Genomic DNA, 15,482 nt, shown 5'->3' on the forward strand with positions numbered 1-15,482 from the left:
CTTCACCAGCAGGACTTCGGTAGTCTAGGGAGTCGCGATCCCTCGCGATCTTCCCTGCCCAAGGAGCATTCATGGCTGACGACGCCCAAACGAGCGGTTACGTTCCGCGTCGATTCCACCGTAGACCGCGCAAGGTGGTGCGGGTCATTCTGCTCTCCGCCTTGGTGCTTGTGGTGACGGTGGTGGGTGTTGGTGGGGCCTACGCCTCTAAATTGCAGCAGGCTTTTGCCTCAGCAACCTTGGTGGAGAAGACGGACATCCTGCCGACCTATGAGGGGCAGCCCTTCAAGGATCCCGGGGATGGCAGCCGCAACATTCTGCTCTTGGGAGCGGATAAGAGCGAGGACGGCACCGAGCTTGACCTGACTGCCACGGGCACAACTCAGCGCTCCGACTCGATGATGCTGGTGCATATCCCGCAGAATCGCAAGGGAATCTATGTGATGTCCATCATGCGCGATACCTACGTGCAGATCCCCGATGGCCACGGCAGGGCCAAGATCAATTCGGCCATGCAATTCGGTGGCGTGCCCCTGCTGCGCAAGACCATCGAGTCCATGATGGATGTGCACATCGATAACGTGGCGGCACTGGATTTCAACAGCTTTAAGGGCCTGACCAAGGCCATTGGCGGCGTGACGGTGGACAACCCCATTGACTGGTGCACCGACAGCGGTAAGGAGTACTGCTTCAAGAAGGGCAAGGAGCAGATTGAGGGCCAGCGTGCCCTGCGCTGGGTGCGCGAGCGCCACGCGTTCCTCACGGGGGATTACCAGCGGGTCAAGAACCAGCAGCAGTTCATCAAGCAGGTCTTCAAGAAGCTGATGAGCTCCGAGGTGATGGGCAACCCGAACAAGATTGCGGACGTTGCCAAGCAGGTCATGCCGTTCGTGACCATGGACAACGAGCTGGGGGATGAGCAGGTGCTCATTGGCCTTGGCATGCAGATGACGAGCCTGCGTGCCAGCGACATCCACAGCTTCACCCTGCCCAACGCCGGAACCGGCCAGGTGGGCGCGCAGTCTGTTGTGCTCAACAGCCCCGAGTGGGACCGGAAGCTGGGTAAGGCCATGCGAGGGGACAGCATGGAGACCCTCTACAAGAGCCTCCCCTCAGAATTTAAGGGCGACTGACGCGGCGAACGTCCGCGGTTCCGGCCTGGCCGGAAGCTAGACTCTCCACCGGACAGGCCCTTGCCGGCCCACCTCTGACGAAGGAATATTCGCGTTCATGAACGCCGCTGAGTACGCCGAGCAGCACGGGCTGCAGAGGGTCGGTGCCCGCCCAGGGCTCTGGACCTATCTGCAGCAAACCTGGGGTCGACGAGACTTTGCCTACACCCTGGCCAAGTCCCGCATCCAGGCCCGGAATCAAGCCAACCGCCTGGGCGTGGTGTGGGAGATCGTTAAACCCACACTGAACGCGCTCATGTACGGAGCCATCTTCGGGATCCTGCAGGGCGGCAAGCAGGGGCCGCAGTACCCGGCGTTTGTGGTCATTGGCGTCTTCCTCTTTGAGTTCTTCTCCAGCGCCATGTCAGAGGGCGCCAAGTCCATCACGAGCAACCGCTCCCTGGTGCAGTCGCTGAGCTTCCCGCGGCTCACCCTGCCCTTCTCCACGATCATCCAGCAGCTGCTCACGCTGGCTCCCATGATGATCGTCATGTTCATCTATGTGCTGCTGTTGGGCGGGGCGCCGCAGTGGTCCTGGCTCATGATCATCCCGTTGCTCTTCCTCTACACGCTCTTCAATACCGGGGTGGCCCTGATCTGCGCGCGCCTGACCGTGCACCTGGCGGACCTGACGCAGCTGCTCCCGTTGATCACGCGCGTGCTGTTTTACACCTCTGGCGTGCTTTTCAACGTGAACACGATCTTTGCGGCGCACCCGTGGGTGGTGAAGCTCTTTGACTTCCACCCCGTCTATCAGGTGCTGGAGCTGGCACGGGCCATGATCCTGGTGGGTCACCCGTACAACCCCATGCACTGGGTGTACCTCTCCTGCTTCGCCGTTGTGGTGTTTGTCGCGGGCGTCATCTTCTTCTGGCAGGCTGAGGAGCGTTATGGCCGAGACATCTGAGCCCGTGTTCCAGACCGACAAGGACGGGCGTCAGCCCGTGGTGGTGGTGCAGGACCTGCACGTGAAGTACAAGGTCTTCTCCTCCGGCAAGGCCGTGGGCGCCGCCGGCATGGGAGGCCTGCTCAAGCGCGGTATGCGCGGGCTGCGGGAGGTGCACGCTCTCAAGGGCATCACCTTCGTGGCCTACGAGAACGAGTCCATCGGGATCATCGGCTCCAACGGCTCCGGAAAGTCCACGCTGCTGCGCGCCATCACTGGTCTGACGCCGCCGGCGGAGGGCGCCGTCTTCGCGTCCAGCCGGCCCAACCTGCTGGGCGTGGGCGCCGCGCTGATCCCTGCGCTCTCTGGCAATACCAACATCACGCTTGGCAGCCTGGCGTTGGGGTTCACCCGGGAGGAGATCGAGGAGCTGCGGCCCAAGATCATCGAATTTGCCGAGCTGGAGGACTACATCGACTTCCCGATGAAGACCTATTCCTCTGGCATGTCCGCGCGCCTGAAGTTCGCCATCGCCGCCTCCAAGCAGCACGACATCCTGATCGTGGACGAGGCGCTGGCGGTGGGTGATGCCCGCTTCCGCAAGCGCTCCGAGGCCCGCATCCGCGAGATCCGCGAGAACGCCGGCACGGTGTTCTTGGTCTCCCACTCCATGAAGTCCATCCGCGACACCTGCAACCGCACCATCTGGATTGAGAAGGGCGTGCAGATGATGGACGGCCCCACAGATGAGGTTGTGAAGGCGTACGAGGACTCGCGCAAGTAGGCAGGTTCGGCCCACGCTCCGGTTCAGAAGGAGTGCGCGCGGTGGCGTCATCTGGACATACGCCGACCGCAGGGGCTGCCGCTCGACCCCCATCCATGGGGGTAAGACATCACACGGCTGTTACAGGGTAATCCTGAGCCGGCCACGCTCGAAAGGTAGACAGCAGCATTATGGGAGTTAAGGCACTCATCACCAAGGCGCGGAGCAAAAGCGGGGAGCTGACTCGGCGTGAGGTGTATGCACGAGCGCTCAAAGCACCGTTGCGTGGTGACGCTGTCATGTACGAATCCTTCTCGGGTAATGGTGCGCTGTGCAACCCGGAAGCGGTCTTTCACGAGCTGACGTCTTCTCCTGACTTCGACCATCTCAAGCACATTTGGGTGCTCAAGAAGACCACCCCGGACTACGAGACTGTCGTTGAGCACCTGAAAAGCCGTGGCAATGTGGAAATCGTGGAGTACCGCTCCACTCGTTATTGGACGGCCCTGGGGACCAGTAAATTTGTCATCAACAACGCCACCTTCCCGTGGGAGTTCGTCAAACGAACTGGCCAGATATACGCCAATCTTTGGCACGGGACTCCTCTGAAAAAGATGGGCTATGACGTCGAGGACGGCGGTCCGGACGCACGGAACATCGTGCGCAACTTCGTCGCTGCCGACTACTTGGTCGCCGCCAATGAGCGTATGACCGACATGTATCTGCGCGCTTACAAGATGGCGAACATCTTCAAGGGCTCCCTGCTTGAGACCGGCTACCCGCGTACAGATCGCCAACGACTCAACCCTGAAGAGGTAGAGGCAGCCACGGGACGCCTTGCTGAGGCGGGCATCGTGCTCGGAGACCGCAAACTTGTGGTGTTTGCACCAACGTGGAAGGGGAGTTCCTTCTATTCCCCTTCGCAGGATGGCGAGCGGCTGCTGCAACAGGCCCAGCAACTCGAAGAGTTGCTGGGTGCAGAGCACTTTCAGGTGGTGCTCAAAGTCCACCAGACGTTGGCCGCTCACGCTTCGTCGCTGCCAGCCGCGCGGGGCCGGCTGATGCCGCATTCCGTCCCGACGAACGTCGGCCTGGGCCTGGCGGACCTGCTCGTCACGGACTACTCGAGCATCTACGTGGACTACCTGGCCACGGGACGCCCCCTTGCGTTCTACCTTCCCGATCTGGACCAGTACGAATCTTCGCGCGGCATCTACGACACCCCTGAGGAACTCCCTGGGCCGGTGTCTACGAGCCTGGAAGATCTGGCCCGTGACCTGCGCCTCATGGAAACCGCAGGGCACGCTGAGGCTGTGCGCTGGTCGCAGGTTCGTGACGAGGCCGCCCAGCGGTTCACGCCACGAGAGGATGGCCGAGCCTCTGAACGATTCGTAGATGTGGTCTTTCGCGGCAGGACAGATGCCGAGGGGGTGCGTCAGGACTTCGCCGACGGGCGTGAATCCATCTTGATGTACTTGGGTGGAATGAGTTCCAACGGGATCACGTCCTCTGCCCTCAATCTGCTCAGGAACATAGATCACGACCGATTCGATGTTTCAGTGCTCTACTCGCACAGCCGAGCCAATGACAAGCGCAAGAACGAGCGGCTCATTGATCCAAGGGTGCGCCTTTTCTCCCGCCAAGGCACGGTCACGGCGACGTTGCGTGAACGCACCCGCTACCAGCGGCAGAACGCCGAGGGCCTGCCGCCACACGGTCCTCTTCGGCACGAGCTAGACGAACTTTGGGCTCAGGAATCCCGGCGGTGTTTTGGTGACGCATCCTTCGATCACGCCATCGATTTCAGCGGCTACAGCCCCTTCTGGTCTCGCATCATTCTTGGCAGCCGGGCAGATCGCAAGTCAGTGTGGCTGCACAACGACTTGCTGGCGGACTCGCGGCGTACCGTGGATGGGCAGCAGGCCCATAAGGCGAACCTGGAGTCCATGTTCACCCTGTACCGGGACTTTGATTCCTTGGTGTCCGTTTCCTCCGCGCTGGCGGAGTTGAACCGTGAAAACCTCGCGGAGTTTGCTCCCCGCGACCGGTTCGTTGCGGCAGTCAACACTATCGATGCTGAGCGAATTATCGACATGGCCGGCACCGTCGAGGCGCCGCTGATAGAAGGCGCGCGGGTAGACATCGCGGCCGGTGCCCCCCTGAGCTCCGCGATTGAGGAGTTGGCAGCAGCCTATGGAACTGCGGCGCTGGCCCAAGCGGTCAGCCGCACGAGCCGCCTGCAAAAATTCGACCTGGGCGTCTCAGCCGAGCGGCCCGTCTTTGTTTCTGTAGGGAGGCTCTCTCCTGAGAAGAATCACGAACGTCTCATCAGGGCGTTCGCGTCCGTCCGTGACGAGGTGAGCACCGCTCGTCTACTCATCCTGGGTGGGGGGCCGCTGAAGAAGCACCTGCTGGGACTCGTTGAGGAGCTTGGGCTTCAAGGCGCCGTCAACCTTGCAGGTCCCCAGGACAACCCGTTTCTCCTCATGGGGCAGTCGGATTACTTTGTGCTCTCGAGCGACTATGAAGGCCAACCCATGGTGATTCTCGAAGCACGAACTCTGGGGCTCCCGGTGATTTCGACCGCTTTCGGGTCTGTATCCAGTGCAGTGCCCGAGGGCAGCGGGATCGTCGTTGAGCGCGACGTGGACGCCCTCGCGGAGGGCATGTTGCAGGCGGTGCGTCGCCAGATGGTGGCTCATCCCTTTGACCCGGACGCCTACAACACGAACGCCATGGCACAGTTTTACTCGGCCATCAGCACACGCTCGCGACCGGCCGGGGAGCGGGGCGTAGGCTCCTGGTGAGACTGTTGGGAATCAAGCGCATCCGCCCAGTGCATTCTGTCTGATCTGCTTGAAGAAAGGACGTCTCTCATGCGTGGAATCATCCTGGCCGGAGGAACGGGCTCGCGGCTGCACCCGTTGACGATCGCCGTCAGCAAGCAGCTGATGCCGGTTTACGACAAGCCGATGATCTATTACCCGTTGTCCACCCTGATGTTGGCTGGCATCAATGAGGTGCTGGTCATCACCACGCCTGAGGAACGCCAGCGTTTCTGGTCGCTCTTGGGTGATGGTTCTCGATTCGGTATTTCCCTGGAGTACGCCACTCAAGATAGCCCTGATGGCTTGGCGCAGGCCTTTACCATCGGCAAGGATTTTATCGGCAACGAGCCGGTGGCCTTGATCTTGGGTGACAACCTGTTTTATGGGCCCGGAATGGGTGGCAGATTGCAACGACACTCGAATCCAGACGGGGCGGTCATTTTCGGGTACTGGGTTGCCGACCCCCGGGCATATGGGGTGGTTGATTTCGATGCAGACGGCATAGCTACTTCACTGCAAGAAAAGCCTCAACAGCCGCGTTCACACTTCGCCGTGCCGGGGCTCTATTTTTACGACTGCTCCGTCGTTGGCGAGGCAGCCTTGCTCAAGCCGTCGGATCGCGGAGAGCTTGAGATCACAGATCTCAATCAGCGCTACCTGGATCGGGGAGCCTTGACAGTGGAAGAGATGCCGCGAGGCACGGCCTGGCTGGACACGGGGACATTTGACTCCCTCAATGATGCGTCCAACTTCATTCGCACGCTTCAGGCACGTCAGGGCTTGTCCGTCGGGTGTCCAGAGGAGATCGCCTGGCGCCAAGGCTGGCTGAGCGACGAAGAGCTGGCTTCTCGAGCGGAGCCCCTCGTCAAGAGCGGCTACGGCACCTATCTTCTCAACCTCCTCGAGCAGGATCGAGTCTGAAATGAACCCCCGAGTCAGTGTGATCGTTGCCGCCTATAATTCCCCGGCGGAACTCGACATGCTTATTGCCTCCCTTGACGCCCAAACCTTGCCGCAACGCGACTTTGAAGTGTACTTCGTTGACGACGGATCGACGGATGGGACCCTGGCGCGGCTGAACGCCATCGCCAAGTCGCGTCCAAACTATCGAGTCGAATCCATACCGAATAGCGGATGGCCGGGAAGGCCCCGCAACGTTGCTCTGTCTCAGACTGATGCGGATTGGGTTTTCTTCGCGGATCACGATGACTACTTTTTCCCTGATGGGCTCCGGGCAGCAATCGACTTTGGCGACTCCGTTGAAGCCGATGTGGTGCACCCGAAGGAGACGGTGCATGGATGGCGAACGCCAGGGTGGGACTCCTGGCGCGAACAACTTTCGAGCCTGGAGACATGGCGAGCACAGGATGTTCGGTGCATCACGCCCCACAAGCTGTACCGAACTGCCTTCCTCAAGCGACACGGGATCGTCTTCCCCGAAGGTCGGATTCGTTTGGAGGACTTTTCCTTCAACGCAGAAGTCTGGGCGCGCACAGACCGCGTGGCTATCTTTGCGCAGGCCCCGTCTACAAGTGGATGATTTATGATAACAATTCACACAAAGGCGGGTATGACTACGACGTATACTGGCGCTCTTTCGAGGATTCGCTCCAACCAATTCTGACCATAGAAAATGAAGCGAAACGCCTGGTTCTACTGGAACGTTGGTATCGGAGCCGTATCCTTGAACGGCTCGGTCCCCAGTTCAAGGACTATTCCGAGGATTATCGCGCTACTTTAATGCGAACATTCTCGGGACTCCTGCATTATTTCCCTGTTGAGGTCGATTCCTTGTTGACCCCGACGGACCGGCTTCGCTCAGTCTTGCTGCGACGCCAGCGACCCGCTGAGTTGCTGGCTTTGGCGCGGTTGGATGCGCAAGCGTCGCTGAAGGCTGACGTCTCACATCTATCGTGGGACTCGAGTGGCCGGCTGGATATACGCTACGAGGTGCGCCTCATGCAAGATGATCAGGAAATGGTCTTTGTGCGTGAGGGCGAGACGGTGCGCAGGGTGCTCGGCCCGGACTTGGAACAAGCTGTTGATGACGACGTGCGGGATGTGAGTCGTGATTTAGGAACCCTGTGGTCAGAGGTGGTGATCCGCGCGCGATCCACGGACGTCGATTGGAGCGTGCCGGGGCAGGGCAACGCTGTGTGGGTTCCCACCGCTGAAGGTCAGGGGCACATTGTGTTTGAGGGGGTAGCGACCGTTGATCCGGCGGTCGCCGCCTACGGAGCACCACTTGACGGCGATGTTTGGGACACCTTTGTGAGGATCAACGGTCTCGGGTTCGGCGGTGCCCCCCGGCTGAGGATTGTGGGAGGCAAGGCCACCGCGGCGGTAGTGCATGGTCGGCCGTTTGTGGCCTACCGCACCAAGACTGGGGCGTTGGCCATCGACCTGTGTGAAAAGGTGCGTACCGTCGTGGGTACCGGGGGAGCGCGCGCAGAGAGCGTGTACAGCCAGGAGGGAACCCGCCGCGTGGCCCTGCCCAACACTCGCTTCGTGGGTGAAGTCCCGTTGCGAGGGGCCTTCGCGACACCAAGCTGGTCGGCGCCAGCCACCGTGGAAGCCGACGGACGCGACGCTGTGTTGGTGATTCACAATGTAGATCAGCCATTGGCCGATGGGCGGGTGACGTTGCTCGGCGCGCGTAGTGCGGTGCTGTGGGGCACGGAGGTCGATGACTACCCGGCTACGCTGCCGCAGCGACCCGGCCAGCGTTGGCTTCAGAAGTCCCAGAACGCGTTACAAAGTTCACGCACCCTTGCCGGCCTTGCACGACGTGCTGCGGGCAAGCTGCGAGGCAACCAGTGAAAACGAAGGACAAGAATTCTATGAACACGATCATGGTCACAGGCGGGGCGGGTTTCATTGGATCCAACTTTGTACATCACGTGATCGCGACGACGACCGCTGACGTGGTGGTACTTGATAAGTTCACCTACGCTGCCAGCCGCACTTCTCTGGACGGGCTGCCAGCTCGCCGATTGCGTATTGTCGACGGCGATATTTGTGATGCTGGTCTTGTGGACAGCTTGGTGGCGTCAGTGGATGCAGTGGTGCATTTCGCCGCAGAGTCGCACAACGATAACTCGCTTCACGATCCTTCGCCCTTCGTGCAAACTAATCTGATCGGCACATTCACGCTACTGGAGGCAGTCCGGCGTCACGGGCGGCGCTTCCACCATGTGTCGACAGACGAGGTTTACGGTGATCTGGAACTCGACGATCCGGCTCGCTTTACTGAGAACACGCCGTACAATCCCTCGAGCCCCTATTCGTCCACCAAGGCCGGGTCAGACCTCTTGGTTCGTGCCTGGGTGCGTTCCTTCGGTGTTGAAGCAACCCTCAGTAATTGTTCGAATAACTATGGTCCGTTCCAACACGTTGAGAAGTTCATCCCGCGTCAGATCACCAACTTGATTGACGGGGTGCGGCCCAAGCTCTATGGGGCAGGCCTCAACGTACGCGACTGGATTCACGCGGAGGATCACTCGAGTGCTGTTCTCACCATCCTCACGCGAGGACGCATCGGAGAAACGTACTTGATCGGTGCAGACGGCGAGCGGGACAACCTCACTATCCTGAAGGCGCTGCTGGCCATCTTTGGGCGTGACTCCGACTGGTACGACCCGGTGCCTGATCGGCCGGGGCATGATCTGAGATACGCAATTGACTCCAGCAAGCTCCGGGCAGAGTTGGGCTGGGTTCCTCAGCGCCCGGATGTTGAGGCAGGACTGGCGGACACCGTGCGCTGGTACAGGGAGAACGAGTCCTGGTGGCGCAGCGACAAGGCCGCGACCGAAGCTCGATACGAAGCGCAGGGTCAGGCATGAGCGCAGAACTGATCGTTGACCGAACGCCGATTGACGGCCTGCTGGTGATAGAGCTGCCGATAAATGGTGACAGCCGTGGTTGGTTCAAGGAGAACTGGCAGCGCGAAAAGATGGTGGCACGCGGTCTGCCTGACTTCGCGCCCGTGCAACAGAACATGTCCTTCAACGAGAGCCCCGGCGTCACGCGCGGCGTGCATGCAGAGCCCTGGGACAAGCTTGTCTCTGTCGGAATTGGGCGGGTGTTCGGCGCCTGGGTTGATCTGCGACCTGGGGAGGGCTTCGGCACAGTCTTCACTACCGAACTGACCCCTGGGCGTGCCGTCTTCGTTCCACGCGGAGTGGGCAACGCGTTCCAGACACTCGACGCAGGCTCGCTGTACTCCTACCTGGTCAACGATCATTGGTCGGCAGCAGCGAAGTCTGAGTACACCTTTGTGAACCTCGCGGACCCTGCGCTGGGGATCGACTGGCCCATTGACCTAGAACGAGCGATTCTGTCGGACGCTGATCGGGCGCACCCGCTTCTCGCCGACGTCGTTCCGATGCTCGGTGCTCGCACCGTCGTGATCGGTTCGGATGGTCAATTGGGTCGTGAGCTACGCAAGTCGCTGGACCCACGGACCACACGTTTTCTGACGCGTGATCATGTGGACCTGGCACGGCCCGCTTCAATCGAGGCACTTGATTTGCAAGGTGTGGGTACCTTGATCAACGCAGCCGCGTTTACGCAGGTCGACGCGGCGGAGACGCCAGAGGGCAGAACGCTGGCGTGGGCGGCAAATGCCTCCGGAGTGGCTCACCTCGCCGCGCGCTGCGCCTCTGCAGGCGTCACGCTCGTCCATGTCTCCAGTGACTACGTTTTTGACGGATCCTCTGCTTCGCCGTACACCGAAGGCGACGCTCTGAGCCCGCTTGGCGTGTACGGACAGAGCAAGGCTGCCGGCGATCTGGCTGCTGAAGCCTCAGCGAGGAAGCACTACATTATTCGCACCAGTTGGGTGGTTGGCGATGGAAAGAACTTCCTGTCAACCATGGCATCGCTTGCCGACCGTGGCATGAAGCCCACAGTGGTGGACGATCAGCGGGGGCGGCTGACCTCCACCCGCTTGATCGCACAGGGGATCCAGCATTTGCTCGCCAGCGACGCTCCCTACGGCATTTACAACGTCACCGGAGGCGGCGAGCCGAAGAGCTGGGCGGAGATCGCAGCGGTGGTATACGCACAGCGCGGCCGGCCGGGCTCGGATGTGATTCCGGTCAGCACAGCGATGTACGCTGATGGCAGGGCCATGGCAACAAGGCCGAAAAACTCTGTTCTCAATCTTGATAAAATAAATTCCACCGGGTTCCATATACCGGATCATCTTGAAATCATAAGCGAAGTACTCGCTCAGATTAATTGAATTTGCATTAGGAGGATACAGGCATGCCGAAAACCGTTATTACCTATGGCACGTTTGACCTGTTTCACGTCGGACACCTCAACATCCTGAAGCGTCTGAAGGAGAAGGGCGACCGCCTGATCGTCGCCGTCTCCACGGATGAGTTCAACGCCGTGAAGGGCAAGAAGCCCATCGTCCCGTTTGAGCAGCGCATCGAGATTGTCCGCGCCATCAAGTACGTGGACATGGCCATCCCGGAGGACAACTGGGAGCAGAAGCGTACCGACGTGGACAAGTACGACGTGGACGTCTTTGGCATTGGCGAGGACTGGAAGGGCAAGTTTGACGACCTGGAGGACAAGGTCGAGGTCTACTACCTCCCGCGCACGGACGGCATCTCCACCACGGAGCTCAAGCGCGTCCTGTCCAACTTTGACGAAGTGAAGGTGGAGGCCCTCAAGGGCACCCTGGACACGCTCAGCCAGATTGTGAAGGAGCTGAGCTAGGGCCTAGCGTCCTAGCCACCCCGCCCCACGTCACCGAATCGGATTCGAAGGTATGCACCCCAGTTCACTCAGGTCATCTGCCCTTGCCCCCGCCATCACCGTGGTGATTGCTGTCTACAACGACGTGGACCATATCGGAGCCGCCGTTGATTCAGTCCTGAATCAAACGATGGATTCGGTAGAGGTCATCGTGGTGGATGATGGCTCGACAGACGGCACCGTGGACCTGCTGGAGCGCACCTATGCGTCTAATAGCAAGGTAGTGACCCTGCGCATGCCCTCTAATTCGGGTGCCGCTGGCGCTCCGCGCAATATGGGAATGGACCATGCGCGGGGTCAGTACCTGATGTTCTTGGACAGTGACGACGTGCTGGAGCGCCACGCGTGCATCAATATGTACCGCGTGGCTGTCAAGACCGGTGCCGGCCTGGTGATGGGGCAGACCAAGCGCGAGCACGTCGGCGCCGACCGCATGGCGGGGTGGCATACGCGCTTGTATACAGAGCGGCGCTCTGTTGAGAGCATCGAGGACGAGGCCGATCTGGCGATCGACACCAATTCGGTGGCCAAGTTGTATCCTCGAGCCTGGCTGGATGCGCACGAGCTGCGGTTCCCGGAGGATATTCACTACGAAGATCTGGTTTTCACTGCACAGGTTTTTGCCTTGGCGCAGAACATTGAAGTGATTCCAGAAGTTGTTTATTACTGGAGAATCTATCCTAGCGATGAGCGGGAATCGATTACCCACCAGAGGTCCACCACGCGGAGCATCGACTTTAGGGTGGAGGCGCTGCGCCGGATCATCGCGGGGATCGATCCAGCACGCAACCCGAACCTCCGGTCCAGGTTGCAGTTGAAGATCTTGCGGCACGACGCCCGGGTGTATCTCAACGACATTGCAGATGGTGCATCGGACGAATTTTCGCTTGAACTCTTGGTCAGGCTGGCACCGCTGATCCAGGATGTGCCGCTTGAGATATTTGACGACATTGATTTGGCGGAACGCCTTGCCCTCGCAGCTGCGCTTGCGCAGCAGCCTGCCTTAGTCCGAGAAGCCATCTCTGTCCTTAAGGGCAAGGTAGATCTGCCCGGAACAGTCCAGATTAAGGACGGAATCACGCTGTGGCGCCCGGAGGTTTTTGGCGAGGTTGAGGCGGGCCACCGTGCCCGTCAGCTCGCCACCTTCTCCGAGGAGGAGATTGGCTCCATCACGTGGTTCGGGATGAAGTTTGAGCACCGCTTGCAGTCCATGAAGCGCGTCAAGGGTGGCGGTCTGCGACTGGCAGGAACCACGGCGGATCAACTGGGCCACCTGGAAGGGGTCCCCGGGCTTCACTGGCAGGCGCGCCTCTATGAGCGCGAAGGTCTGCAGCGTGACTGGGTCTTTCCGATGGAGGTCGTCCGCTCGGAAGACAGCATCGGTTGGTCCTGGAGCGCCGTCGTCTCTCTGCCGGGCGCCGTGGACTTTACCGTTCTTCCACGCATGACGCTTCGCATTGACCTCCAGGCCGGCGCCGTGCGTAGTTCCGCCGGCATCACGGTCACGAAGAAGCACAAATGGGCCACGTACCGTCGGGCCTCGGGTGGCGCCGTCTCGCGTCTCTTTGGTGCCCGGTATCAGCCGTATAAGACCGTGCAGAATACGCTGGCGCTCAAGCCCTCCCCGGTCCAGGGCCAGCGGAACCGCCTGCGCGTGGCCCTGCGTCCGTTGTGGGCCGCAGCGCGCCGTCTTGAGGCACAGAAGTGGGTCCCGATCCCAGAGCGTGATGCCCTGCACGTGAAGTTTGCCTATTGGTTGATGCGGCGAATGCCTCTGCAGAAGCACATCGTTTTGGTCGATTCCCACATGGGTACCTCCACCTCGGATTCGCCCCACGCGATTGCCCACGCTCTTCGCGAGCAGTTCCCGAACGTCACTGTGGTGCGCGCGGCCTCGGCCGGACGCCCAGTGTGGGCGGCCGGACAGGACGACGTGGTGCGCATCGGCACGTGGAAGCATCTGAGCCTGCTCGCCCGCGCCGGAGGCATCGTCGATAACCAGTCCCTGCCGTGGTACTTCATCAAGCGACGGGGGCAGGTCTACGTGCAAACGTGGCACGGGATCCCGCTCAAGCGTATGGGTTTGGACCAAGCCGAGGTGGCAGGTGACAAGGCCCGCGTTGCGGACCTGAAAAAGCGGTCCGGGTACTGGGATTACCTTTCCATTCCCTCCGAGTTCTTCCGTGAGGTCTTTGTGCCGGCCTTTGCCTACAAGCATGCCGAGCTACCCGTTGGATCGCCGCGCAATGACGAGCTGGTGCTCAGCAATGCGGACACCACGCGAGAGGCCAAAGCCCAGCTGGGCCTGGACCCCCTGCGCCAGACGGTGCTCTACGCACCCACCTTCCGCGACGGGCAGCGGGGACCTGTGGCCCTGGAACTGAACCTGGACGAGTGGGTCGCGCAGATGGCAACGGACTTTCAGTTGCTCGTCCGGCCGCATTACCTCAATCGGATCAATGTTCCGCGCCACCTGCGCCGCCACGTGGTGGACGTATCCTCCGTCAAGGACACGAACCTCGTGATGCTGGCCGCAGATCTCCTCGTCACGGACTATTCCAGCGTGATGTTCGACTACCTGGTCTTGGACAGGCCGCAGGTGCTGTACACCTACGACTTGGAGAGGTACTCCGGCTCCCTTCGCGGAACGTACTTTGATCTGCGTGAGGACGCGCCGGGGCCGCTTGCCATGGACCAAGAGCAGCTGCTGGAAGAGGTGCGGCGGGGCCTGGAGCGCGATACGACGGGTGCCCAGCGCGCCGAATTCCGCACTAAATTTGCCGGCGATGAACCAGGCAACGTTTCCCGCGCGACCGTACAAGCAGTGTGGGGAGAGAAATGAGCGAGCGCCGCTTTAAGAAGATTGTCGTGATGGGCAACGAGGTGGACCGCCTTGGCGGGATCGGCCGCTTCATGAATCAGGTCGCGATCGAGTTCTTCGATCGCGGCTACGAGGTGGAGATGGTGGGGATCGCCCCTCCTCCCGATGGGCATTTCCAGCCCATGCAGCGGCCTGCGGGCATCGCTCAGCAGTTGCTCATGAGCTCGCAGATTCCGGAGGAGTGGACGTTACGAACCCGTGCGCACCATTGGAATCCGGCACGCCGGCGCCGCTACGCCAAGCGCATGAGTCTGCGGGCTGAGGCGGTGGCCAAGCTCAAGGTGCTGCTGCCCCAGTGGGGCCCTGACACACTCATCCTCTGCACCCAGGTCTACGGCATGGAGCACCTGCTCGAGGCCGGCTACGACAGCAACGATCCTCAGTTGCCTCGGGTGATTGGCCAGTACCACGGCTCCGCGCGTGAGGCGCGCCATGTCGGGGACATGAGGCGCGTGCTGCGTGCCTACACCGACGTCGAACGGTTCATCTGCCTGTCCCCGGTTGATGCCGAGGAGTTCCGCAGAGCCGGGCTGAACAACGTGGGCTGGATCGCGAATCCCGTCGCCGTTCCCGAACATGGCGCTGAGACGCAGCGCAAGGTGTTTATGTCCCTGGGTCGTTACGACCCCATCAAGTCGCTGGATCTGTTCATCCGGGCGTGGGCCCAGATCGCGGACCAGCTGCCGCAGTGGTCGGCCGAGTTGTATGGCGAGGGCGCCGAGCGTGAGACGCTGCAGAAGTTGATCGACGAGCAGGGAATCCCGCGTGTGAGCCTGATGGGTAAGACGGACAAGGTGGGCCACGTGTTGGCCTCAACCAGCGTGCACGTTTTGTCCTCTCAGAATGAGGGTTTGCCAATTGCCATCGTTGAGGCGGGCCTGCTCGGCGTCCCCACCGTGTCCTTCGACTGCGCACCCGGAATTTCCGTGCTCGTGGAGGACGGAGTGGACGGATACATTGTGGATCAGAATGATGTTTCTGGCTTGGCGCAACGCATGCTGGAGCTGGGCCGTGACGAGCAGCTGCTGAGCCAGATGTCCGGGGCCGTTGCCTCGTCCTCGCGCCGGTTCCTGCCAGAGAACATCATGAGCGAATGGGACGCCGAAATCGCGGAGCTGTCCCTCTAGTGCGCCACGTGCAGCCATCTCAACTCGCAGCCGTGGCGGCCCGCGGCGCGCGTGGA

Annotated in this window: 12 protein-coding genes; all 12 read left to right on the forward strand. The window is 60.9% G+C overall.

Features of this window, described 5'->3' with window-relative positions; translation table 11 throughout:
* Positions 1-71: 71 nt before the first annotated feature.
* Complete coding sequence (locus DWQ67_RS11285) at positions 72-1,133, forward strand: LCP family protein (RefSeq protein WP_121485723.1); 1,062 nt, start codon at positions 72-74, stop codon at positions 1,131-1,133.
* A 97-nt stretch (positions 1,134-1,230) separates the two neighbouring features.
* Positions 1,231-2,079, forward strand: a complete 849-nt coding sequence (locus DWQ67_RS11290; RefSeq protein WP_121485724.1) for an ABC transporter permease — start codon at positions 1,231-1,233, stop codon at positions 2,077-2,079.
* Positions 2,063-2,842, forward strand: a complete 780-nt coding sequence (locus DWQ67_RS11295) for an ABC transporter ATP-binding protein (RefSeq protein WP_121485725.1) — start codon at positions 2,063-2,065, stop codon at positions 2,840-2,842. Before DWQ67_RS11290 ends, DWQ67_RS11295 begins: the two co-directional genes overlap by 17 nt.
* Positions 2,843-3,012: 170 nt before the next feature.
* Complete coding sequence (locus tag DWQ67_RS11300; RefSeq protein ID WP_121485726.1) at positions 3,013-5,628, forward strand: glycosyltransferase; 2,616 nt, start codon at positions 3,013-3,015, stop codon at positions 5,626-5,628.
* A gap of 69 nt (positions 5,629-5,697) precedes the next feature.
* Entirely contained in the window at positions 5,698-6,570 is an 873-nt protein-coding gene (rfbA, locus tag DWQ67_RS11305) for a glucose-1-phosphate thymidylyltransferase RfbA (protein ID WP_121485727.1), read from the forward strand.
* 1 nt (position 6,571) lies between these two features.
* Entirely contained in the window at positions 6,572-7,189 is a 618-nt protein-coding gene (locus DWQ67_RS11310; protein WP_121485728.1) for a glycosyltransferase family 2 protein, read from the forward strand.
* A complete protein-coding gene (locus tag DWQ67_RS11315; protein WP_147433687.1) occupies positions 7,186-8,469 on the forward strand; it encodes a hypothetical protein in 1,284 nt (427 codons plus the stop codon). The genes DWQ67_RS11310 and DWQ67_RS11315 overlap by 4 nt, the downstream gene beginning before the upstream one ends.
* Positions 8,470-8,489: 20 nt before the next feature.
* Entirely contained in the window at positions 8,490-9,491 is a 1,002-nt protein-coding gene (gene rfbB, locus DWQ67_RS11320; protein WP_121485730.1) for a dTDP-glucose 4,6-dehydratase, read from the forward strand.
* Complete coding sequence (locus tag DWQ67_RS11325; protein ID WP_121485731.1) at positions 9,488-10,894, forward strand: sugar nucleotide-binding protein; 1,407 nt, start codon at positions 9,488-9,490, stop codon at positions 10,892-10,894. Before rfbB ends, DWQ67_RS11325 begins: the two co-directional genes overlap by 4 nt.
* A 23-nt stretch (positions 10,895-10,917) precedes the next feature.
* Complete coding sequence (locus DWQ67_RS11330; protein WP_121485732.1) at positions 10,918-11,379, forward strand: adenylyltransferase/cytidyltransferase family protein; 462 nt, start codon at positions 10,918-10,920, stop codon at positions 11,377-11,379.
* Positions 11,380-11,431: 52 nt separating this feature from the next.
* Complete coding sequence (locus DWQ67_RS11335; protein ID WP_121485733.1) at positions 11,432-14,260, forward strand: bifunctional glycosyltransferase/CDP-glycerol:glycerophosphate glycerophosphotransferase; 2,829 nt, start codon at positions 11,432-11,434, stop codon at positions 14,258-14,260.
* A complete protein-coding gene (locus tag DWQ67_RS11340) occupies positions 14,257-15,426 on the forward strand; it encodes a glycosyltransferase (protein ID WP_121485734.1) in 1,170 nt (389 codons plus the stop codon). Before DWQ67_RS11335 ends, DWQ67_RS11340 begins: the two co-directional genes overlap by 4 nt.
* Positions 15,427-15,482 lie beyond the last annotated feature (56 nt).

Origin of the sequence: Galactobacter caseinivorans (genome assembly GCF_003640665.1) — a bacterium.
GTDB classification, from domain to species: domain Bacteria; phylum Actinomycetota; class Actinomycetes; order Actinomycetales; family Micrococcaceae; genus Galactobacter; species Galactobacter caseinivorans.

Bases quoted from the DNA above. Each gene is read 5' to 3' on its own strand.
- DWQ67_RS11285 (WP_121485723.1), top strand. From the start codon at position 72: ATGGCTGACGACGCCCAAACGAGCGGTTACGTTCCGCGTCGATTCCAC.
- DWQ67_RS11290 (WP_121485724.1), top strand. From the start codon at position 1,231: ATGAACGCCGCTGAGTACGCCGAGCAGCACGGGCTGCAGAGGGTCGGT.
- DWQ67_RS11295 (WP_121485725.1), top strand. From the start codon at position 2,063: ATGGCCGAGACATCTGAGCCCGTGTTCCAGACCGACAAGGACGGGCGT.
- DWQ67_RS11300 (WP_121485726.1), top strand. From the start codon at position 3,013: ATGGGAGTTAAGGCACTCATCACCAAGGCGCGGAGCAAAAGCGGGGAG.
- rfbA (WP_121485727.1), top strand. From the start codon at position 5,698: ATGCGTGGAATCATCCTGGCCGGAGGAACGGGCTCGCGGCTGCACCCG.
- DWQ67_RS11310 (WP_121485728.1), top strand. From the start codon at position 6,572: ATGAACCCCCGAGTCAGTGTGATCGTTGCCGCCTATAATTCCCCGGCG.
- DWQ67_RS11315 (WP_147433687.1), top strand. From the start codon at position 7,186: ATGATTTATGATAACAATTCACACAAAGGCGGGTATGACTACGACGTA.
- rfbB (WP_121485730.1), top strand. From the start codon at position 8,490: ATGAACACGATCATGGTCACAGGCGGGGCGGGTTTCATTGGATCCAAC.
- DWQ67_RS11325 (WP_121485731.1), top strand. From the start codon at position 9,488: ATGAGCGCAGAACTGATCGTTGACCGAACGCCGATTGACGGCCTGCTG.
- DWQ67_RS11330 (WP_121485732.1), top strand. From the start codon at position 10,918: ATGCCGAAAACCGTTATTACCTATGGCACGTTTGACCTGTTTCACGTC.
- DWQ67_RS11335 (WP_121485733.1), top strand. From the start codon at position 11,432: ATGCACCCCAGTTCACTCAGGTCATCTGCCCTTGCCCCCGCCATCACC.
- DWQ67_RS11340 (WP_121485734.1), top strand. From the start codon at position 14,257: ATGAGCGAGCGCCGCTTTAAGAAGATTGTCGTGATGGGCAACGAGGTG.